The 26414-nt window shown below is 71.3% G+C and carries 21 protein-coding genes and 2 pseudogenes; 8 read left to right on the top strand and 15 right to left on the bottom strand.

All coding sequences use genetic code 11. From position 1 onward, the window contains the following. Positions 1–1281, bottom strand: coding sequence for a pyruvate dehydrogenase (acetyl-transferring) E1 component subunit alpha (gene pdhA / locus StrepF001_RS15990; RefSeq protein WP_129798900.1), 1281 nt, complete (start codon positions 1279–1281; stop codon positions 1–3). A gap of 474 nt (positions 1282–1755) precedes the next feature. Between pdhA (StrepF001_RS15990) and StrepF001_RS15985 the strand changes: the two genes are divergently transcribed. Further along, positions 1756–2799, top strand: coding sequence for a phosphotransferase (locus tag StrepF001_RS15985; protein WP_206306867.1), 1044 nt, complete (start codon positions 1756–1758; stop codon positions 2797–2799). A 27-nt stretch (positions 2800–2826) separates the two neighbouring features. Here StrepF001_RS15985 and StrepF001_RS15980 read toward each other — a convergent pair whose 3' ends face one another. Then, a complete protein-coding gene (locus StrepF001_RS15980; RefSeq protein WP_129798899.1) occupies positions 2827–4404 on the bottom strand; it encodes a protein kinase in 1578 nt (525 codons plus the stop codon). 370 nt (positions 4405–4774) lie between these two features. Between StrepF001_RS15980 and StrepF001_RS15975 the strand changes: the two genes are divergently transcribed. After that, entirely contained in the window at positions 4775–6409 is a 1635-nt protein-coding gene (locus StrepF001_RS15975; RefSeq protein ID WP_129798898.1) for a protein kinase, read from the top strand. A 98-nt stretch (positions 6410–6507) separates the two neighbouring features. Here StrepF001_RS15975 and StrepF001_RS15970 read toward each other — a convergent pair whose 3' ends face one another. Continuing rightward, entirely contained in the window at positions 6508–7047 is a 540-nt protein-coding gene (locus StrepF001_RS15970) for a bacterial proteasome activator family protein (RefSeq protein ID WP_129798897.1), read from the bottom strand. Positions 7048–7612: 565 nt separating this feature from the next. On the opposite strand from StrepF001_RS15970, the gene StrepF001_RS45630 reads away from it, so the two are divergent. Next, entirely contained in the window at positions 7613–7753 is a 141-nt protein-coding gene (locus StrepF001_RS45630) for a hypothetical protein (RefSeq protein WP_165396256.1), read from the top strand. A 3-nt stretch (positions 7754–7756) separates the two neighbouring features. On the opposite strand, the gene StrepF001_RS15965 is transcribed toward StrepF001_RS45630, so the two are convergent. Continuing rightward, complete coding sequence (locus StrepF001_RS15965) at positions 7757–8737, bottom strand: NAD(P)H-quinone oxidoreductase (protein WP_129798896.1); 981 nt, start codon at positions 8735–8737, stop codon at positions 7757–7759. 203 nt (positions 8738–8940) lie between these two features. Between StrepF001_RS15965 and StrepF001_RS15960 the strand changes: the two genes are divergently transcribed. Together StrepF001_RS15960 and StrepF001_RS15955 are read left to right on the top strand one after the other, a co-directional pair. Then, entirely contained in the window at positions 8941–9963 is a 1023-nt protein-coding gene (locus tag StrepF001_RS15960; protein ID WP_129798895.1) for an ATP-binding cassette domain-containing protein, read from the top strand. Beyond that, the gene (locus StrepF001_RS15955) at positions 9960–10805 is read left to right on the top strand and encodes an ABC transporter permease (protein ID WP_129798894.1); all 846 of its coding nucleotides are present in this window, start codon (positions 9960–9962) and stop codon (positions 10803–10805) included. Before StrepF001_RS15960 ends, StrepF001_RS15955 begins: the two co-directional genes overlap by 4 nt. Before the next feature lie 7 nt (positions 10806–10812). Here StrepF001_RS15955 and StrepF001_RS15950 read toward each other — a convergent pair. Then, positions 10813–11505 (bottom strand): annotated as a pseudogene (locus StrepF001_RS15950) (NAD(P)-binding protein); the annotation flags it as partial. A 150-nt stretch (positions 11506–11655) separates the two neighbouring features. Between StrepF001_RS15950 and StrepF001_RS15945 the strand changes: the two are divergent. Continuing rightward, positions 11656–12771, top strand: coding sequence for a potassium channel family protein (locus StrepF001_RS15945; RefSeq protein WP_206306866.1), 1116 nt, complete (start codon positions 11656–11658; stop codon positions 12769–12771). Positions 12772–12787: 16 nt separating this feature from the next. On the opposite strand, the gene StrepF001_RS15940 is transcribed toward StrepF001_RS15945, so the two are convergent. The 5 genes and pseudogenes from StrepF001_RS15940 to pdhA (StrepF001_RS15920) form a co-directional block, all read right to left on the bottom strand. After that, a complete protein-coding gene (locus StrepF001_RS15940) occupies positions 12788–14173 on the bottom strand; it encodes a molybdopterin molybdotransferase MoeA (protein WP_129798892.1) in 1386 nt (461 codons plus the stop codon). Positions 14174–14228: 55 nt separating this feature from the next. Beyond that, a pseudogene (locus StrepF001_RS47920) lies at positions 14229–15113 on the bottom strand (NTP transferase domain-containing protein); the annotation flags it as partial. A gap of 53 nt (positions 15114–15166) precedes the next feature. After that, entirely contained in the window at positions 15167–16627 is a 1461-nt protein-coding gene (locus StrepF001_RS15930; protein ID WP_129798891.1) for a dihydrolipoamide acetyltransferase family protein, read from the bottom strand. Next, entirely contained in the window at positions 16627–17631 is a 1005-nt protein-coding gene (locus StrepF001_RS15925) for an alpha-ketoacid dehydrogenase subunit beta (protein ID WP_129798890.1), read from the bottom strand. The genes StrepF001_RS15930 and StrepF001_RS15925 overlap by 1 nt, the downstream gene beginning before the upstream one ends. Next, positions 17628–18764 carry a pyruvate dehydrogenase (acetyl-transferring) E1 component subunit alpha gene (gene pdhA / locus StrepF001_RS15920; protein WP_129798889.1) on the bottom strand — a complete coding sequence of 379 codons (1137 nt, stop codon included), beginning with the start codon at positions 18762–18764 and terminating at the stop codon, positions 17628–17630. Before pdhA (StrepF001_RS15920) ends, StrepF001_RS15925 begins: the two co-directional genes overlap by 4 nt. A 190-nt stretch (positions 18765–18954) precedes the next feature. Between pdhA (StrepF001_RS15920) and StrepF001_RS15915 the strand changes: the two genes are divergently transcribed. Beyond that, positions 18955–19440, top strand: coding sequence for an Lrp/AsnC family transcriptional regulator (locus StrepF001_RS15915; RefSeq protein ID WP_129799121.1), 486 nt, complete (start codon positions 18955–18957; stop codon positions 19438–19440). A gap of 3 nt (positions 19441–19443) precedes the next feature. Here StrepF001_RS15915 and StrepF001_RS15910 read toward each other — a convergent pair whose 3' ends face one another. Together StrepF001_RS15910 and StrepF001_RS15905 are read right to left on the bottom strand one after the other, a co-directional pair. Further along, on the bottom strand, positions 19444–20034 hold the full coding sequence (locus StrepF001_RS15910) for a TetR/AcrR family transcriptional regulator (protein WP_129798888.1): 591 nt from the start codon (positions 20032–20034) through the stop codon (positions 19444–19446). Beyond that, on the bottom strand, positions 20031–21548 hold the full coding sequence (locus StrepF001_RS15905; protein ID WP_129798887.1) for a 3-hydroxyacyl-CoA dehydrogenase: 1518 nt from the start codon (positions 21546–21548) through the stop codon (positions 20031–20033). Before StrepF001_RS15905 ends, StrepF001_RS15910 begins: the two co-directional genes overlap by 4 nt. A gap of 159 nt (positions 21549–21707) precedes the next feature. Between StrepF001_RS15905 and paaN the strand changes: the two genes are divergently transcribed. Then, complete coding sequence (gene paaN / locus StrepF001_RS15900; RefSeq protein WP_129798886.1) at positions 21708–23399, top strand: phenylacetic acid degradation protein PaaN; 1692 nt, start codon at positions 21708–21710, stop codon at positions 23397–23399. On the opposite strand, the gene StrepF001_RS15895 is transcribed toward paaN, so the two are convergent. From StrepF001_RS15895 to StrepF001_RS15885, 3 genes are read right to left on the bottom strand one after another with little or no spacing between them, the layout of a single operon-like run. Beyond that, the gene (locus tag StrepF001_RS15895) at positions 23396–24319 is read right to left on the bottom strand and encodes a TrmH family RNA methyltransferase (RefSeq protein ID WP_129798885.1); all 924 of its coding nucleotides are present in this window, start codon (positions 24317–24319) and stop codon (positions 23396–23398) included. The two genes, paaN and StrepF001_RS15895, sit on opposite strands and share 4 nt — an antisense overlap. Further along, positions 24316–25545 (bottom strand): HTTM domain-containing protein, encoded by a 1230-nt coding sequence (locus StrepF001_RS15890; protein ID WP_129798884.1) that lies wholly within the window; start codon positions 25543–25545, stop codon positions 24316–24318. The genes StrepF001_RS15895 and StrepF001_RS15890 overlap by 4 nt, the downstream gene beginning before the upstream one ends. Then, entirely contained in the window at positions 25542–26294 is a 753-nt protein-coding gene (locus StrepF001_RS15885; RefSeq protein ID WP_240797514.1) for a DUF5819 family protein, read from the bottom strand. The genes StrepF001_RS15890 and StrepF001_RS15885 overlap by 4 nt, the downstream gene beginning before the upstream one ends. Positions 26295–26414 lie beyond the last annotated feature (120 nt).

The following is a 26414-nucleotide window of genomic DNA, read 5'->3' as shown; positions in this document are numbered from 1 at the left end:
TCAGACCCCCTCTACGTCCGCGAACGACGCCTGGTAGGCGGCGAACTGGGCTCGCTCCTCGTCGACGAGCGCATGCCCGTCCGCGTACACGTTCTCGAAGATGGCGAAGTGGTCCGGGTCCGGCATGGCACGGACCGCTTCGCGCACTCGCCTGCCCAACGCCTCGCTCTCCGCCTCGAGTTCCGCGAAGAATCCCTCGTCCGCGTGGTTTGAGGACTCCAGGTGGCGGCGAAGGCGCAGGATCGGGTCCTTCGCCTCCCATGACTGCCGCTCCTCGTCGCCCCGGTAGCGGGTGGGGTCGTCGGAGGTGGTGTGGGCGCCCATCCGGTACGTGTACGCCTCGACCAGCGTCGGGCCCTCGCCGTTGCGGGCGCGCTCCAGCGCCCACTTGGTGACGGCGAGGCAGGCCAGCACGTCGTTGCCGTCGACGCGGACGCCGGGGAAGCCGTAGCCCTGCGCGCGCTGGTAGAGCGGGACGCGGGTCTGCTTCTCGGTCGGCTCGGAGATCGCCCACTGGTTGTTCTGGCAGAAGAACACCACGGGGGCGTTGTAGACCGCGGAGAACGTGAACGACTCCGCGACGTCGCCCTGGCTGGAGGCGCCGTCGCCGAAGTACGCGATGACCGCCGAGTCGGCGCCGTCCTTGGCGACGCCCATCGCGTAGCCGGTGGCGTGCAGCGTCTGGGAGCCGATGACGATCGTGTAGAGGTGGAAGTTGTTGCCGTTCGGGTCCCAGCCGCCGTTGTTCACGCCGCGGAACATGCCGAGCAGGTTGGTCGGGTCCACACCGCGGCACCAGGCGACGCCGTGCTCGCGGTAGGTCGGGAAGACGTAGTCGTCCTCGCGGGTGGCCCGGCCGGAGCCGATCTGGGCGGCCTCCTGGCCGAGCAGCGAGGCCCACAGGCCCAGCTCGCCCTGGCGCTGCAGGGAGGTGGCCTCGGCGTCGAAGCGGCGGGTGAGCACCATGTCGCGGTACAGGCCGCGCAGCTCTTCGGGGGTGATGTCGGCGACGTAGCCGTCGTACTCGGCGTTCTTGACGCGCTCGCCCTCGGGCGTCAGCAGCTGCACCAGCTCGGGGCCGGCAGTCTGCGCGGCGCCCGTGGCCTTGCCAGCGCCGGCGGCCCGCTTGGCGGGCGTGGCCTTCTTGGCGGTGGTCTTCTTGGCGGTCGTGCGGGTGGTGCGCTGGGTGCCGGTGGCGTCGGTTGCTTCGGCGCCGGTGGACCCGGCCTTGCTTCCGGCGCTGCGTCGCGGCTTGCGCGGGGCAGTGCTCTCCACGGTCACGTGTGCTCCTCCGTCGGTCCGGCCCCCGGGGTTGCCGGTAGGCCAGTGCGGCTCACCTGTTCCGACCCTCGGGCACGGGGTGGGTGCCACTCGGCCGGGAACAGGCGTGACAGGTGCCCCGGCGAGCGCCCTGCAAGAGGCACGTTACCCAGTGCTCCACATTTCTGTGTAACCCCTCCTGACCTGCGTTTTTGCTTGGAAATCCAAGTAAATCGCAAAGTCGGGAAGGGGCCCAGGTCACAGCCTTGCAGGGGGCCGGAACACCGGCACGTTATCCCGCGCACCCAGTTCACGGGAAGAGTTCGTGTCCGACACCGACTCAATGCCCGAAAAAGGGTAAATAAGGCTATTCATCCTCGGCGATCACGAGGGTGCGCGAACGGGATCACTCACTTGCGACCGAAAGTGACCGTCGACGACTTCCTGTGACAACGCCCAGCTCACAGGCTCGCCAGGTGCCCTAGCATCTGGCGCGTGCCGCGCCCATGTGTACCACCCCCTGCGCTCCACGCGCCCCCGCTGAGCGCCCTTCTGCGCCAGTACTCCGCCGGATCCGCCCTCACCTGCGACCCCGTCGACCAGGGGCTGCTCAACCGCGGCTACCGGCTGTGCACGACCCGCGGCCGCTACTTCCTCAAGCACCACTTCGACCCCGACACCGCCGACCCCGCCGCGATCGAACGCCGGCACCGGGCGACCCAGCGCCTGGCCGACCTCGGCGTCCCGGTGGCCCCGCCGCTGGCAGGCCGGGACGGGCGCACGGTCGCGGTCGTCGGCGGCCACGCGTACGCCCTGCACCCGTGGATCGACGGCCGGCACCGGCACGGCGGCCAGCTCAGCACCGGCCAGTGCGCACGGCTCGGCGCGCTGCTGGGGGCGGTCCACGCAAGCCTGGAGCGCGTGATGCCGCCCAAGGGGCGCACGCCCCCGGCCACAAGCCCCCACCCTGTGGAGAGCGCCGACCCCGCCGACACGTTCGACCTCATCGACGACCTCCTCGCGCGCGTACGCCGGCACCGCCCCGCCGACTCCTTCGACGAACTCGCCCGGCACCGGCTCCTGGAACGGCGCACGCTGCTGGAGCGGCACGCGGACCGGCGCCCCCCGCGCGGTGGCTCGGTGGGCTGGGTGCACGGCGACTTCCACCCGTTCAACCTGCTCTATCAGGGGGACGCCCCGGCCGCGATCGTCGACTGGGACCGGCTCGGCGTCCAACCCCGCGCGGAAGAGGCCGTACGGGCCGCCGCGATCTTCTTCGTACGCCCGGCGGGCACCCTCGACCTGCCCAAGGTGCGGGCGTACGCGCGCGCGTACCGGCGTGCCGCCGGAGCGGCGCCCTCGGAGCTCGCGGCGGCCGTGCACCGCGTGTGGTGGGAACGCCTGAACGACTTCTGGATGCTGCGCTGGCACTACGAACGCGGCGACACCCGTGCGGACTCCCAGTTCCCGGCCGCTTCGGCGCTCGCGGTGTGGTGGACGCGGAAGTACGAGGCGGTGTGCGGGGCGTTCGTGCAGTGACGTACGCCCCACGTCACCGGCTGCGGCTCAGAGGCCGCCGCCCTCGGTGCCGCCGTTGACGGTGCCCGCGGTGTTGTCCGTCGGCTCCACGTCCGTCGGCTCCACGTCCGTCGGCTCGGTGTCCGTCGGCTCGGTGTCCGTCGGTTCCGTGTCCGTCGGCTCGGTGTCCGTCGGCTGGGTCTCCGACGGCTCACCACTCGGGGTAGCGGACGGCGTGTACGAAGGCGTGGGTTCCGGTGTGTAGTCCCAGTCGCCGCCCGTGCCCGTGTCCTCCTCCGTCGAGGTGTCCGTGGGCTGGTCGGACTCGTCCTCGCTCGGCGACTTGCTGGTCTTGTCCTCCTCGGTGGTCTGCGAGGTGGTCGGCGACTGCGTGGTGCCGCCACCGCCCTTCCCACCGCCGGTGTTCTGCAGCGCCAGCGCGACACCGGCCACGACGGCGATCACGGCGAGGGCGGCGAGAATCCACAGCTTGCCGCGGCCACTGCCCTTGTTGCCGTGCCCCTCGAAACCGCCGTCGTCGCCACCGCCGTAGGGCGGCAGGATCGGCTGCGGGATCTGCGTGGTGCCCTCGGCCGAGTGCGGCAGCACGGTCGTGCCCGCCATGCCCCTCGCCGGGGTCTGACCGCCCTCGTGCAGGTTCACCGGTCCGGTGTTCCAGGTGCCGGTGTGGCCGCCCTGGTCGTACAGCATCTGCAGGCCGTACTGGACCAGCCCGCGCATCTCCTCGGCGGTCTGGAAGCGGTCGTCGGGGTCCTTGGCGAGCGAGCGCATGACGAGGCCGTCGAGCTCCGGCGGCGAGACGTCGGAGGCCTCGGACGGCGGCGTCGGGATGTCCTGAACGTGCTGGTAGACCACCGACAGCGGGGTCTCGCCGACGAACGGCGGGCGCAGCGCGAGGAGTTCGTACAGCAGACAGCCGGTCGCATACAGGTCGGAGCGGTGGTCGACGGCCTTGCCGAGGGCCTGCTCCGGGGAGAGGTACTGCGGGGTGCCCATGACCATGCCGGTCTGCGTCATGGTTGTGGACGCGCCGTGCAACGCGCGCGCGATGCCGAAGTCCATCACCTTGACGGCGCCGTTGTGGGTGATGATGACGTTCGCCGGCTTGATGTCGCGGTGCACGATGCCGTGCTGGTGCGAGTAGGCGAGCGCCTCAAGGACACCGGAGACGATGATCAGAGCCTGCTCCGGGCCGGGCGCCTCGGCGTTGAGCAGCAGATCGCGGATGGTACGGCCCTCGACCAGCTCCATCACGATGTACGGCACCGACTGGCCGCCCACGAAGTCCTCGCCGGAGTCGTACACGGCGACGATCGCGTGGTGGTTGAGGCCCGCCACGGACTGGGCCTCGCGCGTGAAGCGGGCCTTGGACACCGGGTCCTCGGCGAGATCGGAGCGCAGCAGCTTGACCGCCACGGTGCGCCCGAGGCGCACGTCCTCGGCCGCGAACACCTCGGCCATGCCGCCCCGGCCGAGTCTGCGGGTCAGCCGATACCGGCCGTCCCCGACGAGCCCTCCGTTACCCCACATTTCCGGCGCATCTGACATCCCGCCGCCAGTCGCCTCGGGGTCGGACGGGCCCTGAGCGCGCTGCTGCTGTGCCATCAGTCCTCGCCGTCGTTTCTGCCCGCGGTGCGCGCGGTGTTGTTACGGTCTCCGTCGGCCACGCTACAGCCTCCGCGCAAGCCGCCGGTCCCAGATGGATACCGGGACCGGCCCGGGACGGACCGCCCGTCGAACCGGTCATGAAACCCTCGCGCCGTGGTGTCATGCAAATCCTGTGTACCGGCCGTACGGCCGCTGTAACGCTTCCGCGACGCTTCTTTCGCGTACGGTCACGGAACGGGCACCGAGCTTGACGTGTCAGTGCCCTGGGGCAGACTTGGCCGGGAATAACACATTCGATCAACGACATTCGATCAACGCGGGAGCACAGCGGCACCGCTGCCGCGGCGCCTATGGGGGACGCAGAAAGATGAGCCAGGACGGCGCACAGGGCCGGTACGTGGGACGGGCGCTCGCCGGCGGCCGCTATCAACTGCGTGATCTGCTCGGCCAGGGCGGCATGGCCTCGGTGCACCTCGCATACGACTCGGTGCTCGACCGCCAGGTCGCGATCAAGACGCTGCACACCGAACTGGGCCGCGAACAGGCCTTCCGCGAGCGCTTCCGCCGCGAGGCGCAGGCGGTGGCGAAGCTCACGCACACAAACATCGTCTCGGTCTTCGACACCGGCGAGGACGAGCTCGACTCCATGACAACGCCGTACATCGTCATGGAGTACGTCGAGGGCCGCCCGCTGGGGTCGGTCCTCGACGAGGACGTACGGCAGTACGGCGCGATGCCCGCCGACAAGGCTCTGAAGATCACCGCGGACGTGCTCGCGGCGCTGGAGATCAGCCACGAGATGGGCCTGGTCCACCGGGACATCAAGCCGGGCAACGTGATGATGACCAAGCGCGGCGTCGTCAAGGTCATGGACTTCGGCATCGCCCGTGCCATGCAGTCCGGCGTGACCTCGATGACACAGACCGGCATGGTCGTCGGCACCCCGCAGTACCTCTCGCCGGAACAGGCACTGGGCCGCGGGGTGGATGCCCGGTCCGACCTGTACTCGGTCGGCATCATGCTGTTCCAACTGGTCACCGGGCGGCTGCCGTTCGACGCGGACTCACCGCTGGCCATCGCGTACGCGCACGTGCAGGAGGAGCCGGTCGCGCCCTCCTCGATCAACCGTTCCCTGCCGCCGGCCGTCGACGCGCTGGTCACCCGCGCGCTGAAGAAGAACCCGAACGAGCGCTTCCCGACCGCCGCGTCCATGCGCGACGAGTGCCTGCGCGTGGCCGCGTCCTTCCAGGCGACCCCGCCGAGCATCGTGCCGGGCACCCAGACGCAGAGCGGTGCGGGCGTCGGCTCCGCGGTGTTCCCGCCGGTAGACCAGTCCACCCCGGCGCCCACGGGGGGCGTCCAGACGCCGTACCAGCCGACGCCGACTCCGAACCCGTACGGCACTCCGACGCCTTCCCCGGCGTACGGCTATCCGCAGCAGGGCGGCTACCAGACGCCGAACCCGTCCGCGTACTCGCCGCAGCCGGCCCCGTCCACGCCGCCGCCGTACAACATCACGCCGCAGCCCCAGGCGACTTCGGGCGGAGGCAAGAGCAACAAGCCAGTGATCATCGGCTCGATCATCGTCGCGGTGATCGCGGTCGGCGGCCTGATCGCGGCACTGACGCTGAACGGCGGCGACAGCAGCAACGAGGGCGGGGGCGGCGACGCCAGCGCGTCCGCCTCGGCCACCAAGGCGGCGGGCTACCGCGGGCCGGACACGTCGAAGACCATCGACAAGGAGGAGTGCACGGAACCGGAGGAGTCGTACAACGACCCCGAGAAGATCCAGGTTCCGGACTTCACCTTCAAGTACATCAAGTCGGTCAAGGAGTGCCTCCAGGCCGCCGGCTGGCAGGTGAAGGAAGTGAAGGTCGACGAGAACACGTACGGCGAAGGCTCGGTCAGGGAGCAGTTCCCGCCGGCCGGCACGGACGTCGACCCCGAGGACATGCCCGAGATCACCCTCAAGGTCTCGACGGGCAACCCGCCGTCGGCCTGACGGGACGGGTACTCAAGGCGCTTGAAGGCGCTTGAAGGAAAAGGCCCGGCACGTGCCGGGCCTTTCGGCTGTGGGGCTGTCTGCCGGACCCGGCGGGCCTACAGGTAGGGCCCGCCCGAGCGGCCACCCGCGCGCGGGTCGTCGTTGCCCTCGTGGGCGACGCCCGGCGGGAGGGCGCGGCGCATCTGCTCCAGCTGGGCACGCGCGGCCATCTGCTGGGCGAACAGCGTCGTCTGGATCCCGTGGAAGAGGCCTTCCAGCCAACCGACCAACTGGGCCTGCGCGATCCGCAGTTCTGCGTCGCTGGGGGTCGCCTCGTCCGTGAACGGCAGGGAGAGCCGCTCCAGTTCCTCGACGAGCTCCGGTGCCAGGCCGTCCTCCAGCTCCTTCACCGAGCTGGCGTGGATCTCCTTGAGCCGGACCCGGCTGGCCTCGTCCAGAGGAGCAGCACGCACCTCCTCGAGCAGCTGCTTGATCATGCTGCCGATCCGCATGACCTTGGCCGGCTGCTCGACCTGCTCGGTCACCGGGATCTCGTGGGAGTCCTCGTCCGTGCCGCCGAGAGCCATACCGTCCTGGCCCACGACCAGGATCTTCTGGGCGTTCTCCGGCGACCTGTCGTTCCTCGGCATCTCCATGCCGCCATTCTCTCGCACCGGTACACCTCATCATCGCGGTGCCCCCTGTGGTGGGTGATCCACCGACTTACCACCACTCGGAGGCATCCGGAATGCCGGGATCGATGGCGAATGTGAGGCTTGTTCCGTTGATCGTTCCGATTGTGACGAACCTGGCTCCGGGAGGGGGTCACCGACGTGACTCCATGGCTGCGCATATGGCGTGCGACGGGGGTGTCTGTGGGGGTTGGGATGGGGGTGGGGGTGGCCGTGGTCTCGTGCGGGGCCGTTTCGTCGTACGGCAGCGTTTCGACGTGCGGGGCCGTATCGACGTACGGGGCCGTATCGACGTACGACGCGAAACCGCCCTCGCCGAGCGGCACCCCCCCGGCTCCGCATCCGCCGGTGAGCCGACGCGGGCCGGGAGCCGGGCGGTGAGGGGCGGGCGCGGCCGGGGCGGCAGGAGCCGGCAGCGACCGGAGCCGCGACGGCACCGCCGACAGGGGACGGCGCCGACGACGTATCCGCATCACCGCCGGCGTCCGACGAGCCCGCGCCCACCGCGCCGCCGGGGCAGGAAGAACCGGTGCGGCAGGCCGTCGCGGAGTCCGAGGCCACCGGCGAACCGGTGCTGAAGATCCTGCCGCTGGGCAGCGGTCTGGTGCTGATCGGACTCGGGCTCGGGCTCGCCTTCGTCGCCCTTCGGGTGCGCCGGAGCCAGGGCTGACGATCAGGACGTGGTGAGCAGGACCTTTCCGACGTGGCCGCTCTCCTCCACCAGACGGTGGGCCGCAGAGGCCTCACGCATCGGGAGTTCGCGGTCGACGACCGGGCGGACGTGGCCGGCCGCGAGCAGGGGCCAGACGTGCTCGCGTACGGCCGCGACGATCGCCGCCTTCTCGTCGAGCGGGCGGGCGCGCAGCGAGGTCGCGCTGATCGCAGCCCGCTTGTTCAGGAGCGCGCCGATGTTCAGCTCGCCCTTGACGCCGCCCTGCAGGCCGATGATCGCGAGCCGGCCGTTGACGGCGAGGGTGCGGACGTTGCGGTCCAGGTACTTGGCGCCCATGTTGTCGAGGATGACGTCGGCCCCGGCGCCGTCGGTGGCCTTCCTGACCTCCTCGACGAAGTCCTGGTCCCGGTAGTTGATCAGGATGTCGGCGCCCAGCTCGGCACAGCGCTCCAGCTTCTCCCCGGTTCCGGCCGTGACGGCGACCTTGACGCCGACGGCCTTGGCGAGCTGGATCGCCATGGTGCCGATGCCGCTGGACCCGCCGTGCACGAGGAGGGTCTCGCCGGGGCGGAGGTGGGAGACCATGAAGACGTTCGACCAGACCGTGCAGGTCACCTCGGGCAGCGCTGCGGCCTGCTGCAGGCCCACACCTGCGGGAACGGGCAGCAGCTGGCCGGCCGGGACGGCGACCTTCTCGGCGTAGCCGCCTCCGGAGAGCAGCGCGCAGACCTCGTCGCCGACGGCCCACCCGGCGACGCCCGCTCCGAGTGCGGCAATGCGCCCGGAGCACTCCAGGCCGGGGTAGGGGGACGCACCGGGCGGCGGATTGTAGAAGCCCTGCCGTTGCAGGATGTCGGCCCGGTTGACGGCGCTGGCCGCCACCTCGACCAGGACCTCGCCCTCAGCGGGCACCGGATCCGGGACCTCGCCCCACACCAGCGCCTCGGGCCCACCAGGTTCGGGAATCGTGATCGCATGCATGAGGGGGACGCTACTGGACCGAACCTTCCCCGTCGCCGGACCGAGTCTCCTCAGCCGCCGGACCGAGTCTTCTCAGTCGTCCGGCCGAACCCCCCTCCGTCGCTGGGCCGAACCCATGAGAAATCCCTGTGCGCGACCGATGAGTTTGCGCGACCGTGGAGGTCTCCCATGCGTAACCGGAGTACGCGGAAGGACACCCCCATATGAGCCAGCAGACGCCCGGTCTGGCCGTTGAGACAGCGGGCTTGGTGAAGACGTTCGGCGAGACCAGGGCCGTCGACGGCGTCGACCTGGCCGTGCCCACCGGCACGGTGTACGGCGTTCTCGGTCCGAACGGCGCCGGCAAGACGACCACCGTGAAGATGCTCGCCACCCTGCTCAGGCCGGACGGCGGAGAAGCGCATGTCTTCGGGCACGATGTCGTCCGGGAGGCGGACGAGGTGCGCAGCCGGGTCAGCCTGACCGGTCAGTACGCGTCCGTCGACGAGGACCTGACCGGCGCGGAGAACCTGGTCCTGCTCGGCCGGCTCCTCGGCCACGGCAAGAAGGCCGCACGTGAGCGCGCCGCCCAGCTGCTGGAGGCCTTCGGACTGACGGACGCGGCCGGCAAGCAGGTCAAGAACTACTCCGGCGGCATGCGGCGTCGTATCGACATCGCCGCGTCCATCCTGAACACGCCCGACCTGCTCTTCCTCGACGAGCCGACCACCGGTCTGGACCCGCGCAGCCGCAACCAGGTGTGGGACATCGTGCGCGCGGTCGTCGCCCAGGGCACGACCGTGCTGTTGACCACGCAGTATCTGGACGAGGCCGACCAGCTGGCCTCGCGGATCGCCGTCATCGACCGCGGCAAGGTGATCGCCGAGGGGACGAAGGGCGAGTTGAAGTCGTCGGTCGGAGCCGGGTCGGTACATCTACGGCTGCGGGATCCGGAGCAGCGGCCGGAGGCCTCGCGGGTGCTGCGGCTGGTGCTGCAGGCGGACGTACAGCTGGAACCGGATCCCGTGGCGCTGACGGCCCGGGTCGGCGCCGGTGCGGCGAACGGTCAGGGCGCGGCTGAGCAGGCCGCCCAGGCGCTCGCCGAGCTGGCCCGCGGCGGCATCGTCGTCGACAACTTCTCGCTGGGCCAGCCCAGCCTGGACGAGGTGTTCCTCGCCCTCACCGGACATGACACCAAGGTGCACGACCAGGCCGACGACGACGTGAAGGACGGGGCAGCCGCATGAGTACCGTGACCACCACCGAGGCCAAGGAACTGGCCCCCGTCAGCACCGAGTCGCTGGCCGGGCTGCTCGTCGCCAAGGAGCGGCCGCCGCGCTCGAGCGCGCTGTCGGCGTCGCTGACCTTCGGCTGGCGGGCGATGCTCAAGATCAAGCACGTGCCGGAGCAGCTGTTCGACGTCACGGCGTTCCCGATCATGATGGTGCTGATGTACACGTACCTGTTCGGCGGGGCGTTGGCCGGTTCGCCAGAGGAGTACATCCAGTTCCTGCTGCCGGGCATCCTGGTGATGTCCGTCGTGATGATCACGATGTACACCGGTGTCTCGGTCAACACCGACATCGAGAAGGGTGTGTTCGACCGGTTCCGCAGCCTGCCCATCTGGCGGCCGTCGACGATGGTCGGCTACCTGCTGGGCGATGCGCTGCGCTACACCATCGCGTCCGTGGTGATGCTCACCGTCGGCATGATCCTCGGCTACCGGCCGGACGGCGTCGGCGGGGTGATCGCCGGGATCGCGCTGCTGATCGTCTTCTCGTTCGCTTTCTCGTGGATCTGGACGATGTTCGGGCTGCTGCTGCGCACCGAGAAGTCGGTCATGGGCGTCAGCATGATGGTGATCTTCCCGCTCACCTTCCTGTCCAACGTCTTCGTCGACCCGGGCACGATGCCGGGCTGGCTGCAGGCGTTCGTCAACAACAGCCCGGTCACACATCTGTCCTCGGCGGTGCGGGGGCTGATGGGGGGCGACTGGCCGGCCGACGAGATCGCCTGGTCGCTGGGCTGGGCCGGGCTGTTCGTGCTCGTCTTCGGGCCGATCACGATGCGGCTGTACAACCGCAAGTAGGCATCGCTCAGATCCTCGGGCCGCGCCGGTTGTCCGGTGCGGCCCGAGGCATGATGGTGATCACCCGGTCCGTCAGCTCCAGGGCACCCACGGCCGGATCGTCGTAGTGCAGGACCCGGTGCCCGCGTACGACGCTGATCACCAGGTCGTCCATGTCGCGCGGGCTCCTGCCCACCTCGGCCTTGGTGACCGGCCGGTCGACGACGTCCAGGCGACTGCCCTGCCGGATGAGGTCCTCCATGACCAGGCCGGCGGCGGGGCTGAGCACGGACAGGCCCAGCAGACGGCCGGCCGCTCCGGCGCTGGTGATGACCTCGTCGGCGCCGGACTGCTTCAGCAGCGGCGCGTTCTCCTCTTCCCGCACCGCGGCCACGATCTTCGCGCCCGAGTTGAGCTGCCGGGCAGTCAGCGCCACGAGGACGGCCGTGTCGTCGCGCTCGGTCGCGATGACGATCTGCCCCGCCCGCTGCACCTCGGCCCGTTTCAGCACATCGCTGCGGGTGGCGTCCCCGACCACGCCGGCGTAGCCCTCGTCCGTCGCGGCGGCGATCGCCTTGCTGCTGGGGTCGATCACGACGACCTGTTCCTTCTTCAGCCCCTTGGCGCAGACGGCCTGGATCGCTGCCCGCCCCTTCGTGCCAAAACCGACGACGACGGTGTGGTCGCGCAAGGGAGACCTCCAGCGGTGTCAGAGAAGTCGGGTGCCCGTCCGGCACCGGGCCCGACGCTACCGCGCCCCGGAGACTGCCCGGCCGGGCGGCGTGTCGGGCCGGGGGGCTCGGTGACTGCTGCGGATGCTGTGCGGAACCATGGGGGCCACTGTCAGGATCACGGCCGCAGGGGGCAGACGATGAGGGACGACGAGCAGCCATCTTCCCGGAGGGTGACCCGCTCCATCCTGCGGTCCCTCTGGAGCCGCTCGCGCAAGGAGGCACGCGACGACGCGGAGGCGGGCCGTTCGATCGCGATGCCCGTGCAGGGTGTCGTACCGCCGCTCCAGCAGGTCATCAAGCGCCTGTTCATGGCCATACTGGTGCTGTTCATCACCATCTTGATCGTCTACGTCGACCGTGAGGGCTACACCGACAACTCCGACGGCTCCCTCGACCTGCTGGACGCCGCGTACTACGCCACCGTCACGCTCTCCACCACCGGATACGGCGACATCACCCCGGTCGGCGACGCCGCCCGGCTCACCAACATCTTCGTCATCACGCCGCTGCGCGTGCTGTTCCTGATCATCCTGGTCGGCACGACCCTGGAGGTGCTCACCGAGCGCACCCGCCAGCAGGTCCGTATCCACCGGTGGCGGGCCCGCACCCGGGATCACGTCGTGGTCATCGGCTACGGCACCAAGGGCCGGCACGCCGTGCAGACGCTGATCGGACAGGGCGTAGGCAAGGAGCGGATCGTCATCGTGGACACGCAGGGCAAGGCGGTCGAGGCCGCCGGCGACGACGGCCTGGTGGCGGTCACCGGCGACGCCACGCGCTCCGAGACCCTGCTGAAGGCGGAGCTCCACCGCGCCACCCGCGTGATCATCGCCCCGCAGCGCGACGAGACGGCCACTCTGGTCACGCTCACCGCACGCCAGCTGAACCGCCACGCCACAATCGTCGCCGCCGTCCGGGAGGACGAGAACGTACCGCTGCTCAAGCAGAGCGGCGCGGACACCGTCGTCACCAGTTCCAGCTCGGCCGGGCGGCTGCTGGGGACGTTCATGGCCAGCCCGCCCGTGGCCCGGACCCTGGAGGACCTGATGACCCTCGGCAGCGGGCTGGACCTCATCGAGCGGGCGGTCACCCAGGACGAGGTGGGCCAAACGCCCCGCGAGTGTGCGGACCTGGTCGTGGCGGTCGTACGCGACAAGAAGGTGCTGGACTACGACGAAGGCCGGCGCGCCCAACTCCGGCCGGGAGACCGGGTCATCACCATCAGCCGACCCGTGTCCGCGGCGGCCGAGTAGGGCCCGGCGCGACGTTTCACGTGAAACACACCCCGATCCCGGCCGCCGCCCATGGCAGATCCAGGAGCTCCACCTCCTGACCGGGCCGAGCACCGCCCGGCGGTACGACCGCGAGAGCATCGGCGGCCGCGACCCCGCGCAGCATGGCCGGACCGTTGTAGTGCAGCGGCACCGCACGGTCGCCGCGCAGAACGACGGGGATGAGCCGGGTGTCGTACGGATGGCCGTGCACCGCGTCCGTCACCGGCAGCGCGTACGGCTCCTGCGCCGGGCGGGCGGCCAGCGTCCGCAGGACGGGCTCGGCGAGCGTGAGCAGGCCGGAGACTGCGGCGAGGGGGTTGCCGGGCAGGCCGACGAGGTGCTGGTTCTCCTTGGTGCGAGCCAGCAGCATGGGGTGGCCGGGGCGCACCTTGACCCCGTTCACCAGGAGCTCTGCGCCCATGCGGCGCAGGGTGGGGTGGACGTGGTCGACGGGGCCCGCCGCGGTGCCGCCCGTGGTGACGACGAGGTCGGCGTCACTTCCGGTGATCGCCCGGTACAGGGCTTCGGCGTCGTCGCCGAGTCGGCGCACCGCGGTGACCTCGGCGCCGAGCGCGCGCAGCCAGGGCGGCAGCATGGGGCCGAGCGCGTCCCGGATGAGTCCGTCGTGCGGCCGGCCCTCGGTGAGCAGTTCGTCGCCGAGTACGAGGACGTCGACGCGGGGGCGGGGAACGGCGGTGAGGGTGTCGTATCCGGCGGCTGCGGCAAGGCCGAGCACGGCGGGGGTCACGAGGGTTCCGGGGGCCAGGAGGTGGTCGCCGCTACGGCACTCCTGTCCGCGGGGGCGGATGTCCTGACCGTGCGGCAGCTCGCGACTGGCGTGCAGTCGGCCCTTGTCGTCCGTGCGGCCGTGCTCGCTGCGCAGCACCGCGGTCGTGTCCAGGGGGATACGGGCGCCGGTGGCGATCCGGACGGCCTCACCGTCCGCGAGGGGCTCATGCTCCGCGTGCCCGGCCAGCACACCCTCGTCCCGTACCGCCCAAGGGCCGGGTCCGGCGACCGCCCACCCGTCCATCGCGGAGGTGTCGAAGGAGGGGAGGTCGGTGAGCGCGGTGAGGGGAGCGGCCAGCACGAGGCCCAGGGCTGCGTCGAGGGGCACGGAGACGGGAGTGCGACGGACGCCGGCGCGAGCGGCGCGGGCTGCGGTCTCGCGGGCCTCGGGCCATGGGGTGGCCTTGTGACGCCCGTCCGCTGCGCGCGGGGCGGCCTGGTGCCGGAGCGGGGCGGGGCTGTCGTGCGCTCCGGTGCCGTCCTGCGGGGAGGGCACGGCCGCGGTGTCCCTGTCCTCCTTCACGAGAGCCAGTACCTCCTCGACGCCGAGATCCTCGTCGTCCTCGCTGTGGCGGATACCGCGGGCGGTCATCCGGCGTCCGGGCGGGGGTCGGTCGCGGGGCGGACTTCGCGTCGTCGTCGGCGGCGTCCTCCTCCGCCCAGCGCTGCGCCAGGGCAGCCGCCTTGCGGGAGGCCTCGGCGACGGCTTCTGGGCTGCCGCCGGCGCGGGCCGCGGCGTAGCCGACGAGGAAGGTGGTCAGCGGTGCCGCGGGCCGCGCCACGCCGTGGGCGGCGTCGCGGGCGAGGTCGAGCAGCACACCGGTGTCGACCTCGAGGTCGATGCCCAGTTCGTCCTTGACTGCGGAAATCCATTCATCCAGCACGTGACCATGCTCCCTGATGCGTGCCCTGGCGGTGGCGATGTCGTCCCAGGTGTCGCAGTCGAAGGACGCGACGGGGTCGGAGATACGCGTGAGATTCAGTGCGGCGGTGAGGAGCCGCAGAGGCAGCCCGGTGAGGCCGCCGTGTTCGGTCCCGAGGGACGCGAGCGTCCGGTGCAGGTGCCGGGCGTGGTAGGCGGCCACGAGCGGCTGGTCCCGGCCGGTGGGGTCGGTGAGGACGACACCGTCGGCCCCGTCCTCGTCTTCCTCACCCGCCGTGTCCAGGGTGGACAGCAGGCGGTCCACGGTCCGTCCGTCGAGGAAGGGCAGGTCCGCGGAGAGCACGAGCACCCGGTCGGCGGCAGTGTGCTGCAGGCCCGCTGCGAGGGCGGCGAGCGGACCGCCGCCGGGCGGCTCCTCGCGCGCCCAGGTCACGGGCCGAGCCGTCGGACGGGGATCGGCGACGACGACCGTGGTCCGTGCGTCGGCGCAGGCGGCGAGTACCCGGTCGAGCAGCGCCCGCCCGCCCACGCGTACGCCGGGCTTGTCCGCACCGCCGAGCCGCCGCGCGGCACCGCCGGCGAGTACGACGGCGTCGTAACCGTCGGCGTCACCGGCTGCGGGGCTCGTGGGCGGCTGGTTCTCTGTCACCCCCTGAGTATGCGTGCCTCCGCGACCTCAGGGAACGCGGGCGAACCGGCCGATCACAGGGTCCGCAGCAGCACCGCCGGCTGTTCCACACAGTCCGCGACATACCGCAGGAAGCCACCCGCCGTGCCGCCGTCGCACACCCGGTGGTCGAAGGTGAGCGACAGCTGGACGACCTGCCGCACCGCCAGCTCGCCCTCGTGCACCCAGGGCTTGGGGACGATACGGCCGACGCCGAGCATGGCCGCCTCGGGGTGGTTGATGATCGGTGTGGAGCCGTCGACGCCGAACACGCCGTAGTTGTTCAGTGTGAAGGTGCCGCCGGTGAGTTCCGCGGGCGTGAGCGTCCCGGCCCGGGCCGCCTCGGTCAGCCGGGCGAACTCCGCGGTCAGCCCCTCGGCGTCGCGCGCGTGGGCGTCCCGTACGACGGGCACGACGAGCCCCCGCTCGGTCTGTGCGGCGAAGCCGAGGTGCACATGGTCGAGCTGGACGACTTCCCGGGCGTCCATGTCGACCGTGGAGTTGAGCTCGGGGAACCGGGCGAGCGCCGCCGTGCAGATCCGGGCCAGCAGGGCGAGCAGGGAGATCTTCGGTCCCCCGGCCGCGTTCATGGCGGTGCGGGCCCGCATCAGCTCCGTGGCGTCGGCGTCCACCCAGCAGGTCGCGTCCGGTATCTCGCGCCGGCTGCGGGAGAGCTTGTCGGCAACCGCGCCCCGGACGCCCTTGAGGGGCACGCGGGTGCCGCCAGGGGCGTGAGGCTCGGTGGCTGCGGCCGGAACGGCCGACACGCGCGCGTGCGGCTCGGTCGGCTGAGCTGTACGTCCCTGTGCGGCGGCGGCCCGCAGCGCGTACTCCACGTCCGCCCGCAGGATCAGCCCGTCGGGGCCGGAGCCCGTCAGCTCCCGCAGGTCCAGCCCGTTCTCGCGGGCGAGGCGCCGGACGAGGGGTGAGATCACCGGTACAGGACCGTCACCGCGGCTGCCGTCGTGGTGGGCTGCACCGTTGGCGTGGCCTTCCGCGGGCCTGACCGGCGACTTCGGAGCCGATGGAGCCGTTTGAGCCGCGGGAGCCTCCCGCGAGGCCCCTGCCCGCGCGGGAGCCGTCTCAGACGCGGGACGCACCCTCCGGCGCCGCGCCGGAGGCGCACCCGTGCCATAGCCCACGAGGACGTTGCCGGAGCCCACGTCCGAGCCCTCGGCATCCCGCTCGCCCAAGCCTCCGGCCGCCCGCTCGCCCAGGCCCTCGCCGTCGGTCGCACCGCCGGCGGCCGACGCGCCCACCGCGACCGTCAGCAGCGGGGCCCCGACGGGCAGTTCCGTGCCCTCCTCGCCGAAGCGGGCCGTGACCACGCCGCCGTAGGGGCAGGGCACCTCGACCATCGCCTTGGCCGTCTCGACCTCGACGACTGGCTGGTCAACGGCGACGACGTCGCCGACCTGCACCAGCCAGCGCACGATCTCCGCCTCGGTGAGCCCCTCACCGAGGTCGGGGAGCTTGAACTCCAGCACCTGTGCCATCAGCTCTCGGCCTCCCATTGCAGACGCGCCACGGCGTCCAGGATCCGGTCGACGCCGGGCAGGTGGTGCTTCTCCAGCATCGGCGGCGGATAGGGGATGTCGAACCCGGCCACGCGCAGCACCGGTGCCTCCAGGTGGTGGAAGCAGCGCTCCGTGACTCGGGCCGCGATCTCCCCGCCCGGCCCACCGAACCCGCCCGACTCGTGTACGACGACCGCTCGCCCGGTCCGCCGTACCGAGGCGCAGACCGTCTCGTCGTCGAACGGCACCAGGGAGCGCAGGTCGACGACTTCGAGGTCCCACCCTTCGGCCCGTGCCGCCTCGGCGGCTTCGAGGCAGACGGGTACGGACGGCCCGTACGTGATGAGCGTGGCGCTCCGGCCGGAGCGCCGCACCACCGCGCGGCCAATGGGTTCAACGGTCTGCGGGTCGTCCGGGTTCCAGGCGTCCTTCGACCAGTACAGCCGCTTGGGTTCCAGGAAGACGACCGGGTCGTCGGAGGCGATGGCGGCCCGCAGCAGCCCGTAGGCGTCGGCGACGGTCGCGGGCGTGACGACATGGAGCCCCGGAGTCGCCATGTAGTACGCCTCGGAGGAGTCGCTGTGGTGTTCGACGCCGCCGATGCCGCCGCCGTACGGCACACGGATGGTGATCGGCAGCGGCATCGTCCCGCGGGTGCGATTGCGCATACGGGACACGTGGCTGATGAGCTGCTCGAACGCGGGATACGCGAAGGCGTCGAACTGCATCTCGACGACCGGGCGCAGTCCGTACATGGCCATGCCGACGGCCGTCCCGAGGATGCCCGCCTCGGCGAGCGGCGTGTCCGTGCAGCGGTCGTCGCCGAACTCCTTGGCCAGCCCGTCGGTGACGCGGAAGACGCCGCCGAGCGTGCCGACGTCCTCGCCCATGACGTGCACGGCCGGGTCGGCGGCCATCGCGTCGCGGAGCGCGCGCGTGAGGGCCTGCGCCATGGTGGCGGGCTTCACGGCGACCGTGGTCATCGGTGCGTCCCTTCCTGCTCGGCCTGGAGCTCCGCGTTCAACTGGTCCTGCTGCTCGCGCAGTTGTGGCGTGGGTTCGGCGTAGACATGGGCGAACAGGTCCCTGGGGTCGAGGACCGGGTCCTGGTTCATGCGCGCGCGCAGGTCGGCGGCGAGGGCCTCGGCGTCCTCGCGCGCGCGGACGATGCCGGACTCGTCGATGAGGCCGCGCTCGGTCAACTCCCGCTCCAGGAGCGCGATCGGATCATGATCCCGCCAGGCCTCGACCTCGGAGTCGGGTCGGTAGCGCTTGTCGTCGTCCGCGTTCGTGTGGGCCTCCATGCGGTACGTCACCGCCTCCACGAGCGTCGGACCACCCCCCGCGCGCGCGTGCCGTACGGCGTCGGCGAGGACCTCGTGCACGGCCGCGGCGTCGTTGCCGTCGACCAGGCGGCCCGGCATGCCGTACCCGACGGCCTTGTGGGCCAGGGAGGGGGCGGCGGTCTGCTTGGCGAGCGGGACGGAGATCGCGAAGCCGTTGTTCTGGACCAGGAAGACGACCGGGGCCTGCCACACGGCGGCGAAGTTCAGCGCCTCGTGGAAGTCGCCTTCGCTGGTGCCGCCGTCACCGACCAGGGCGAGCGCGACCACGTCGTCGCCCTTGAGGCGGGCGGCGTGCGCGAGGCCGACGGCGTGCGGGAGCTGGGTGGCGAGCGGGGTGCACAGGGGGGCGACGCGGTGGGCGTAGGGGTCGTAGCCGGTGTGCCAGTCGCCGCGCAGCAGGGTGAGAGCCTGGACGGGGTCCACGCCGCGTACGACGGCGGCGAGGGTGTCTCGGTAGCTGGGGAAGAGCCAGTCGCGGTCCTGCAGGGCCAGGGCGGCGGCGACCTCGCAGGCCTCCTGGCCGGTGCTGGAGGGGTAGACGGCGAGGCGGCCCTGCTTGGTAAGGGCGGTGGCCTGCGCGTTGTAACGGCGGCCGCGCACCAGCTGCGTGTACAGCCGGCGCAGCAGCTCGGGGTCGGCCTTGGCGGCCGCCTCGGTGCCGAGGACGCGGTACGGAGCCGCGTCGGGCAGCAGCGGCGCGGGGTCGGTACGGGGCTGCCAGGCGGGCGGCGGCGACGGCCGATACGCGCCACGCTGCTCCATGACCGTCATAACGGCACCTCCTCGTGGGAGCGGCTACGAGAGGCGCGTCGGCTGTGATGCGCCTCACCTACCGATTGTTCGGTCGACGGCACATTTTGGCTACAGGCCCCCACGGGCTGTGGACAAACGGTTCTCCACAACCTGAGATGGACGCATTACGTCCATGGTAGGGAGGCGGGGGGACATGGCATCTGAACAAATGGCCGAGGGCCCGGAGGCCGGTTCCGCCGTGCCGCCGCCGCGTCCGCTCGACGCCATAGATCAGGACATCCTCCGGATGCTCCAGGCCGACGGCCGCGCGTCGGTGCGGTCCGTCGCCGAACGGGTCCATGTCTCGCGCGCGAACGCCTACGCGCGGATCAATCGCCTCGTCGAGGACGGCGTCATTCGTGGCTTCGGTGCCCGCGTGAACCATGAACGGGCCGGCCAGGGGACGTCGGCGTACATCACCCTGAAGATCGTCCAGAACTCCTGGCGCACGGTGCGCGAGCAGCTCAGACAGTTGCCCGGCGCCTCTCACATCGCCCTCGTCGGGGGCGATTTCGATGTGCTGCTCCTGGTGCACACCTCCGACAACCGGGCGCTGCGCGAGCTGGTGCTCACCCGGCTCCAGGCGATCCCGGAGGTGCTCAGCACGCGCACACTGCTGGTGTTCGAGGAAGAGGACCTGGAGCCGCAGGGCTGAACGTCAGAAGTCCTGCCTGAGCCCGCCGAACACCAACCGCACCACCGCATCGGCCACTTCACGCTCACTCATGCCCCGGCCGTCGGGCCGGTACCACTCGACGATCGAGTTGATCATCCCGAAGACCAGCCGGGTGGCGAGCCGCACCTCCACGTCGCCGCGCACGTCCCCGTCCGCGGCGGCCGCCTTCAGCAGTTCGGCGACCCGGTGATCGAAGTCGCGACGCCGTTCCAGGGCCCACCGCTCGGTGTCCGTGTTGCCGCGCACGCGCAGCAGCAGCGTCACGTACGGCAGCTCGGCTATGAGCACCTCGACCATGCGCCGTACGACGTACTCGAGGCGCCCGGCGGCCCGCCCCACGCGCGCGTGCTCCTCGTCGAGGATCCCGAAGAGCCCGTCCAGCGCCCGGCTCACGGCCCGGCGCAGCAGCTCCTCCTTGCCCGTGACGTGGTGGTAGATCGACGACTTGGAGATGCCGGCCGCCTTGGACAGGTGCTCCATGGAGGTGCCGTCGTAGCCGCGCTCGTTGAAGACCTGGACGGCGACCGACAGCAGCGTCTCCGGCGTGTACGTGTCGCGCTTGGCGGTGGTCATGAGGTGCTGCCCTCCCGCTTGTCGGTGGCGTACGCATGGCGGTACAGCGCGAGGGACGGCGCATAGCGCCCGGACGGGTCGCGCAGGTGCAGGTCGTCGAGGAGGGCGTACGCCCAGTTGCGTCCGAGGCGGCGGCTCCATTCGAAGGGGCCGAGGGGGTAGTTGACGCCCAGGCGCATGGCGGTGTCGATGTCCTCTTCCGTGGCGACGCCCTTGGCGACGGCGTCGTGCGCCAGATCGACGATCCGCGCGACCGTGCGGGCGACGATCATGCCGGGCACGTCGCCGATGACGCTGACCTTCTTGCCGAGCGCCTGGAACAGGCCGGTGGCCTCTGCGAGGGTCTGCGGGGCGCTGTCCTGGGAGGCGGACAGGGCGATGCGGGTGGCCTTGCGGTAGTCGAGCGCGAGGTCGAAGTAGACGACGTCCCGGAACTCCACGGAGGTCTGGCCGTCGGCGAGGGCCAGCTGGCCGCCGCCGGGCAGGACCAGCCGAGTGCCGTGGTCCTCTTCCTCCTCCCGGACCGGGATGCCCGCCTCGCGGATCAGCGCGAGCAGCTCGGAGGCCGGGCCCAGATCGCCCTCGGCGACGACGTACGCGGGCGGCCGGGCCGGCTCCGCGGTGTGCGGCTCGGACTGCTCGGCGCCCTCGCGGTAGTCGTACCAGCCCTGCCCGCTCTTGCGGCCCAGCCGGCCGGACTCGACCAGCCGCCGCTGGGCGAGCGACGGCGTGAAGCGCACGTCCTGGAAGAAGGACTGCCACACGGAGTGCGTGACGGACTCGTTGACGTCCTGCCCGATGAGGTCGGTCAGCTCGAAGGCGCCCATCCGGAAGCCGCCCGACTCGCGCAGGACTGCGTCGATGGTGGCGGGGTCGGCGCCCTGCGCCTCGTACACCGCGAAAGCCTCCGCGTAGAACGGCCGGGCGATGCGGTTGACGATGAAGCCGGGGGTGTCGGCGCAGGCGACCGGGGACTTGCCCCAGGCGCGTGCCGTCTCGTACGCGCGCGTGGCCGAGGTGACGTCGGTGGCGAACCCGGAGACGACCTCGACGAGCGGCAGCAGGGGGGCGGGGTTGAAGAAGTGCAGGCCCACGAAGCGGCCCGGGGAGCGCAGGGCGCCGCCGATGGCGGTCACCGACAGCGACGAGGTGTTGGTGGCGAGCAGACAGTCCTCGGCGACGACGTCCTCCAGCGCGCGCAGCAGCTCCTGCTTCACGTCCAGCCGCTCCAGAACGGCCTCGACGACCAGCGCGCAGTCGGCGAGCTCGGCGAGGCTCTCGGCGGGCAGCAGCCGGGCACGCGCGGCGTCCCGGTCGGCGCCGGTGAGCCGGTCCTTCTCGACGAGCCGGTCGAGCCGGGCGGCGATCGCATCGGCCGCTTCCCGGGCCCGCCCGGGGACGGCGTCGTACAGCCGTACGGAGTGGCCCGCGACCAGCGCCACCTGGGCGATGCCCTGGCCCATGGTGCCGGCGCCGACGACGGCCACGGGGCTGCTGAGGTCGAGTGCTGTCATGTGCGCGATCCTCCCGCACGGGGTTTTCCACAGATGCGGCGGACCCCCTTGTCCCGACCGATCGTTCGGTTACTCTAACTCTGACTGCCTGTTTCTGCCCATGTCTCTGCCCAGGTCATGAGCTCGACGAAGAGTTCTGAGACAAGGAGTTGGTCCCGCATGGCCGCCGCACTCACCGCCCACGAGCTGATCGCCCAGCACCGGCCCACCCTCGACCAGGCGCTGGAAGCGATCCGCACGCGCGCGTACTGGTCCCCGCACCCCGAACACCCCAAGGCCTACGGGGAGAACGGCAGCCTGGACGCGGCAGCGGGCAAGGCCGCCTTCGACGCCCTCCTGGGAACCCGCCTAGACCTCGGCCAGCCCGGCACGGACGACTGGACGGGCGGCGAGATCTCGCCGTACGGCATCGAGCTGGGCGTCACCTACCCGCACGCGGACCTCGACGTCCTGCTGCCCGCCATGAAGGCCGGACAGCGCTCGTGGCGCGACGCGGGCGCGGAGATCCGGGCGATGGTGTGTCTGGAGATCCTCAAGCGGATCAGCGACCGGACGCACGAGTTCGCGCACGCGGTGATGCACACCAGCGGCCAGGCCTTCATGATGGCGTTCCAGGCGGGCGGCCCGCACGCGCAGGACCGCGGCCTGGAGGCGGTGGCGTACGCGTACGTGGAGCAGGTCCGCACGCCCGACACCGCGGAGTGGACCAAGCCCCAGGGCAAGCGGGAGCCGCTCGCGCTGACCAAGCGGTTCACGCCGGTGCCGCGCGGGATCGCGCTGGTCATCGGCTGCAACACCTTCCCGACGTGGAACGGCTACCCGGGCCTGTTCGCCTCCCTCGCCACCGGAAATGCCGTCCTGGTCAAGCCCCATCCGCGCGCGGTGCTGCCGCTGGCGCTGACCGTGCAGGTCGCGCGCCAGGTGCTCGCCGAAGCGGGCTTCGATGCGAACCTGGTCGCACTGGCCGCCGAGCGGCCCGGCGAGGGCATCGCCAAGACGCTCGCCACCCGCCCCGAGATCCGGATCATCGACTACACCGGTTCGACGGCGTTCGGCGACTGGCTGGAGGCCAACGCCCGCCAGGCGCAGGTCTTCACGGAGAAGGCCGGTGTCAACACGGTGGTCGTGGAGTCCACCGACGACTACAAGGGCATGCTCGCCAACCTGGCGTTCTCCCTGTCCCTGTACAGCGGCCAGATGTGCACCACGCCGCAGAACCTCCTCGTCCCCCGGGACGGCATCCGCACCGACCAGGGCCCCCGGTCCTTCGACGAGGTGGTCGCCGACCTGGCGAAGGGGGTCGACGGGCTCCTCGGTGACGACGCGCGCGCGAACGCCCTGCTCGGCGCCATCGTCAACCCGGACGTCAAGGCCCGCCTCGAGGCCGCGGCCGGCCTCGGCGAGGTCGCTCTCGCCTCGCGGGAGGTCGTCAACCCGGAGTTCCCGGGCGCGGTGGTCCGTACGCCTGTGATCGTGAAGCTGGACGGCGCCAAGCCGGACGACGAGGCCGCGTACATGAGCGAGTGCTTCGGGCCCGTCTCCTTCGCCGTCGCCGTCGACTCCGCGGCCGACGCGGTGGAGCTGCTGCGGCGGACCGTCAGGGAGAAGGGCGCGATGACGGTGGGCGCGTACACGACCGACGAGGAGGTCGAGCGTGCGGTCGAGGAGGCCTGCCTGGAGGAGGCCGCGCAGCTGTCCCTGAACCTCACCGGCGGGGTGTACGTCAACCAGACGGCCGCGTTCTCCGACTTCCACGGCTCGGGCGGCAACCCGGCGGCCAACGCGGCCCTCACCGACGGCGCGTTCGTGGCGAACCGGTTCCGGATGGTGGAGGTGCGGCGCGAGGCCTAGGCCTTGATCGGTGCGCCCCCGGTGGCGCTCCAGTGGTACAGCGTCATGGCCACGCTGGTCGCGAGGTTGTAGCTGGAGACCTGGGGGCGCATCGGCAGCGCCACCAGATGGTCGGCCCGCGCGCGCAGGTCCGTGGACAGGCCGCTGCGCTCCGAGCCGAAGGCGAGCAGCGCGTCGTCCGGCAGCTTCAGGCCCCGGATGTCCTCGCCCTCCGGGTCGAGGGCGAACACCGGCCCCGACGGGAGCTCGTCGACGGCCAGCCGCTCCACCGCGGTGGCGAAGTGCAGCCCGGCTCCGCCGCGTACCACCGTGGGATGCCAGGGGTCGAGCGTGCCGGTCGTGACCACGCCGGTCGCCCCGAAGCCGGCGGCCAGCCGGATGACCGCGCCGGCGTTGCCCAGGTTGCGCGGCTGGTCGAGTACGACGACGGGCGCGCTGCGGGGCGTGCGGGCCAGCGTCCGCAGGTTGGCCTCGCGGGACGGCCGTACAGCCAGGGCGGCCACGGCCGTGGGATGGGGGCGCGGCACGAGGGACGTGTACGTCGACTCCGTGACCTGCGTGAGCAGCACGTCCAGCGTCTCCCGTACGTCCGGAGCCAGCTCGTCGGCGAGTGCAAGCGCGGCCGCCCGGTCGACGGTGACCGCGAGGGGCACCTCGGCCCCGAAACGCACGGCGTGCTTGAGCGCGTGGAAACCGTCGAGCAGCACAGAGCCGCCGACGAGCCGCCGCCAGACGCCGACGGGGTCGACGGCCTGCCGATGTGCGGGACCGGCGGCACCCAGGCTTGCCGGACCGGGCGGAGCTTGGTTCACGGCGCCGGTCGGGCCGCGGCCGGCCGATCCGGTCGCGTGGTGTTTCGCGGGGCCAGTCGCGCCACGGCTCGCCGAGCCGTTCGTGCCGTGGCTCGCGGACTCCGTCATGCCCTGAAGCCTACGTGGGTCTGCTCGGGTTTCCCGGTGTGCTCGGGGGCGTCGTCCATGTCCCGCTGAGCGGGCACCGTTCCGCCTGCGCGCGGGAACAGGCGAGCACGCGCGCGTGCGGCACCGTCGCCGAGCCGGCGCAGGAACGGCGTCGGCAGGAAGACCGCGTCCGCCGCGATCATCGCCAGTGAGAAGAACGGCAGCCCGAGGACCACGGCGATCACCGCATGCTCGGTGATCATGATGGCCAGGAGGACGTTCTTGACCCGCCGGTGGAACAGCGTGAACGGGAAGGCGACCTGCACGATCACCGTCCCGTACGTCACGAGCATGACCAAGGTGCCGCTGGCCGACAGCAGATCGGCGAGCGCGGGCCAGGGCGAGAAGTAGTCGAGGTGGAGGGGGTAGTAGACCGCGGTGCCGTCCTGCCAGCGCGAGCCCTGGATCTTGTACCAGCCGGCCGTGGCGTAGATCAGACAGGCCTCGGTCATGATCACCAACAGGGCACCGTTGTGCAGGATGTTGCCGATCACGTCGAGCATGATCCGGGGCTGAGCCGTCCGCGCAAGGCGCCCGACGATCCACCACAGGGCCTGCGCCACCCACACGGCCCACAGCAGCGCCGGTACGAACCAGTCGCCGTCCAGCCGCCCCACCACGGTCACCGCGAACAGCGCCAGACCGAGCACGCCCCACAGCACCGGGCCGGTCCGGTCGGTGACCCGCTCGCCACGCGCGCGTGCCGCCCGCGCGAGCCGGGCACGCCGCGCGTCCAGCGACCACACCTGGCCGCACCGCGTGAACACCAAGTAGATGCACATCAGGTGCAGGACGTTGTCGCCGCCGTCCCCCATGAAGACGCTGCGGTTCTGCAGCGAGAGCACGCCGACCATGAACAGCACGGACATGGTGCGGGTGCGCCAGCCCACGATCAGCAGCAGGCTCGACAGAGCGGCGAGCACGTAGACGGCCTCGAACCAGAACTGCCCGTCGGACCACATCAGGGCGGTGAACGCGCCGTTGGCCCCGATCAACTGCTCGGCGAGGTCCCAGCCCCACGGGCCGTCGGGGCCGTACAGCTCCTGCCGATGGGGAAACTCGCGCAACAGGAACAGCAGCCAGGTCGCGGCGAATCCGATGCGGATCACCGCGGTCTGGTACGGGCCGAGGGCGGACTCGGTGACGCGGCCGATCCCGCGGGAGACGGCCAGGGCGAGACGGCTCACCGGACATCTCCCTCGGCCTCGTTCTGCGGCACCGACCACCAGGGCAGCACCCGGTACGTCGGCTTGAGGGATATCTGCTCCTCGCTCCAGTCGGGCGGGCGGACGTTGGTGGTCTGCGAGCAGACCTGCACCCGCTCGACGACATCACCGGGCCCGGCCGCGTCCGCACGGTCCAGGCGTAGCACCACGATGTGGCGCAGATAGGTCTCGCTCAGCGCGCCGCGCAGGCCGGAGGGGCGGTTGTCGCCGTCGTGCGTGGAGACGTAGAAGTCCCAGGCGCGGCGCAGTTCGTTCTGCTGGGTGTGGCTGGGCAGCAGGTTGCCGTCGATGGCCCGGCCGTCCTGCGCGGACAGGTCGTACCAGCCGGTGGTACGTATCTCGCCGCCCGCCGTGTGGATCTCGGCGCGCACCTGCACGGCGATGTTCTGCTGGAGCGGGTTCGGGGCGAACAGCTTCCAGTTCTGCTCGAACTCCGGGTAGATCCACTCGTCGATCGCCTCGCCGTGCTTCTTGGTGACCGTGTTCGACGGCGCGACGTGCAGGAAGACCATCCCGATGTGAACACAGACAGCGACCGCGACGACCGCGAGGGCGAGCGCGACCCCGATCCGGTAGCGGAGCGAGAGGGCGGCGACGCCGGTGCGGAGCTCCTGCGGCGCACTCACCACGTCGGGTCCGTCCTGTTCAGCCGGCCCGTGCGGAACGCTCGCAGCTCCGCCGTACGCGTCCTTCGCGCGATGCGCGTCCATTCCGCCCCGATCCCTGTCCGTCTCCGCCGCCCGGCAGCCCCCTTGCACGCGAACGGTACTCAGGCCGACCCGCCCGGCACAGCCCGTTCCCTCGGCCGTCCGCAGGTTATCCACAGCGGT

This window comes from Streptomyces sp. F001 (assembly GCF_004187715.1).
Taxonomy (GTDB): Bacteria; Actinomycetota; Actinomycetes; order Streptomycetales; family Streptomycetaceae; genus Streptomyces; species Streptomyces flavusporus.
This window is presented reverse-complemented; position numbering and strand designations above follow the sequence as displayed.

What these genes read in the sequence shown, in the direction of transcription:
- StrepF001_RS15970 (WP_129798897.1), bottom strand. Translation starts at nt 7,047, where the DNA reads ATGGAGATGCCGAGGAACGACAGGTCGCCGGAGAACGCCCAGAAGATC.
- StrepF001_RS15905 (WP_129798887.1), bottom strand. Translation starts at nt 21,548, where the DNA reads ATGACAGCACTCGACCTCAGCAGCCCCGTGGCCGTCGTCGGCGCCGGC.
- StrepF001_RS15910 (WP_129798888.1), bottom strand. Translation starts at nt 20,034, where the DNA reads ATGACCACCGCCAAGCGCGACACGTACACGCCGGAGACGCTGCTGTCG.
- StrepF001_RS15925 (WP_129798890.1), bottom strand. Translation starts at nt 17,631, where the DNA reads ATGACCACGGTCGCCGTGAAGCCCGCCACCATGGCGCAGGCCCTCACG.
- paaN (WP_129798886.1), top strand. Translation starts at nt 21,708, where the DNA reads ATGGCCGCCGCACTCACCGCCCACGAGCTGATCGCCCAGCACCGGCCC.
- StrepF001_RS15955 (WP_129798894.1), top strand. Translation starts at nt 9,960, where the DNA reads ATGAGTACCGTGACCACCACCGAGGCCAAGGAACTGGCCCCCGTCAGC.
- pdhA (WP_129798889.1), bottom strand. Translation starts at nt 18,764, where the DNA reads ATGACGGTCATGGAGCAGCGTGGCGCGTATCGGCCGTCGCCGCCGCCC.
- StrepF001_RS15930 (WP_129798891.1), bottom strand. Translation starts at nt 16,627, where the DNA reads ATGGCACAGGTGCTGGAGTTCAAGCTCCCCGACCTCGGTGAGGGGCTC.
- StrepF001_RS15975 (WP_129798898.1), top strand. Translation starts at nt 4,775, where the DNA reads ATGAGCCAGGACGGCGCACAGGGCCGGTACGTGGGACGGGCGCTCGCC.
- StrepF001_RS15980 (WP_129798899.1), bottom strand. Translation starts at nt 4,404, where the DNA reads ATGGCACAGCAGCAGCGCGCTCAGGGCCCGTCCGACCCCGAGGCGACT.
- StrepF001_RS15940 (WP_129798892.1), bottom strand. Translation starts at nt 14,173, where the DNA reads ATGACCGCCCGCGGTATCCGCCACAGCGAGGACGACGAGGATCTCGGC.
- StrepF001_RS15945 (WP_206306866.1), top strand. Translation starts at nt 11,656, where the DNA reads ATGAGGGACGACGAGCAGCCATCTTCCCGGAGGGTGACCCGCTCCATC.
- StrepF001_RS15915 (WP_129799121.1), top strand. Translation starts at nt 18,955, where the DNA reads ATGGCCGAGGGCCCGGAGGCCGGTTCCGCCGTGCCGCCGCCGCGTCCG.
- StrepF001_RS15895 (WP_129798885.1), bottom strand. Translation starts at nt 24,319, where the DNA reads ATGACGGAGTCCGCGAGCCACGGCACGAACGGCTCGGCGAGCCGTGGC.
- StrepF001_RS15960 (WP_129798895.1), top strand. Translation starts at nt 8,941, where the DNA reads ATGAGCCAGCAGACGCCCGGTCTGGCCGTTGAGACAGCGGGCTTGGTG.
- StrepF001_RS15965 (WP_129798896.1), bottom strand. Translation starts at nt 8,737, where the DNA reads ATGCATGCGATCACGATTCCCGAACCTGGTGGGCCCGAGGCGCTGGTG.
- StrepF001_RS15885 (WP_240797514.1), bottom strand. Translation starts at nt 26,294, where the DNA reads ATGGACGCGCATCGCGCGAAGGACGCGTACGGCGGAGCTGCGAGCGTT.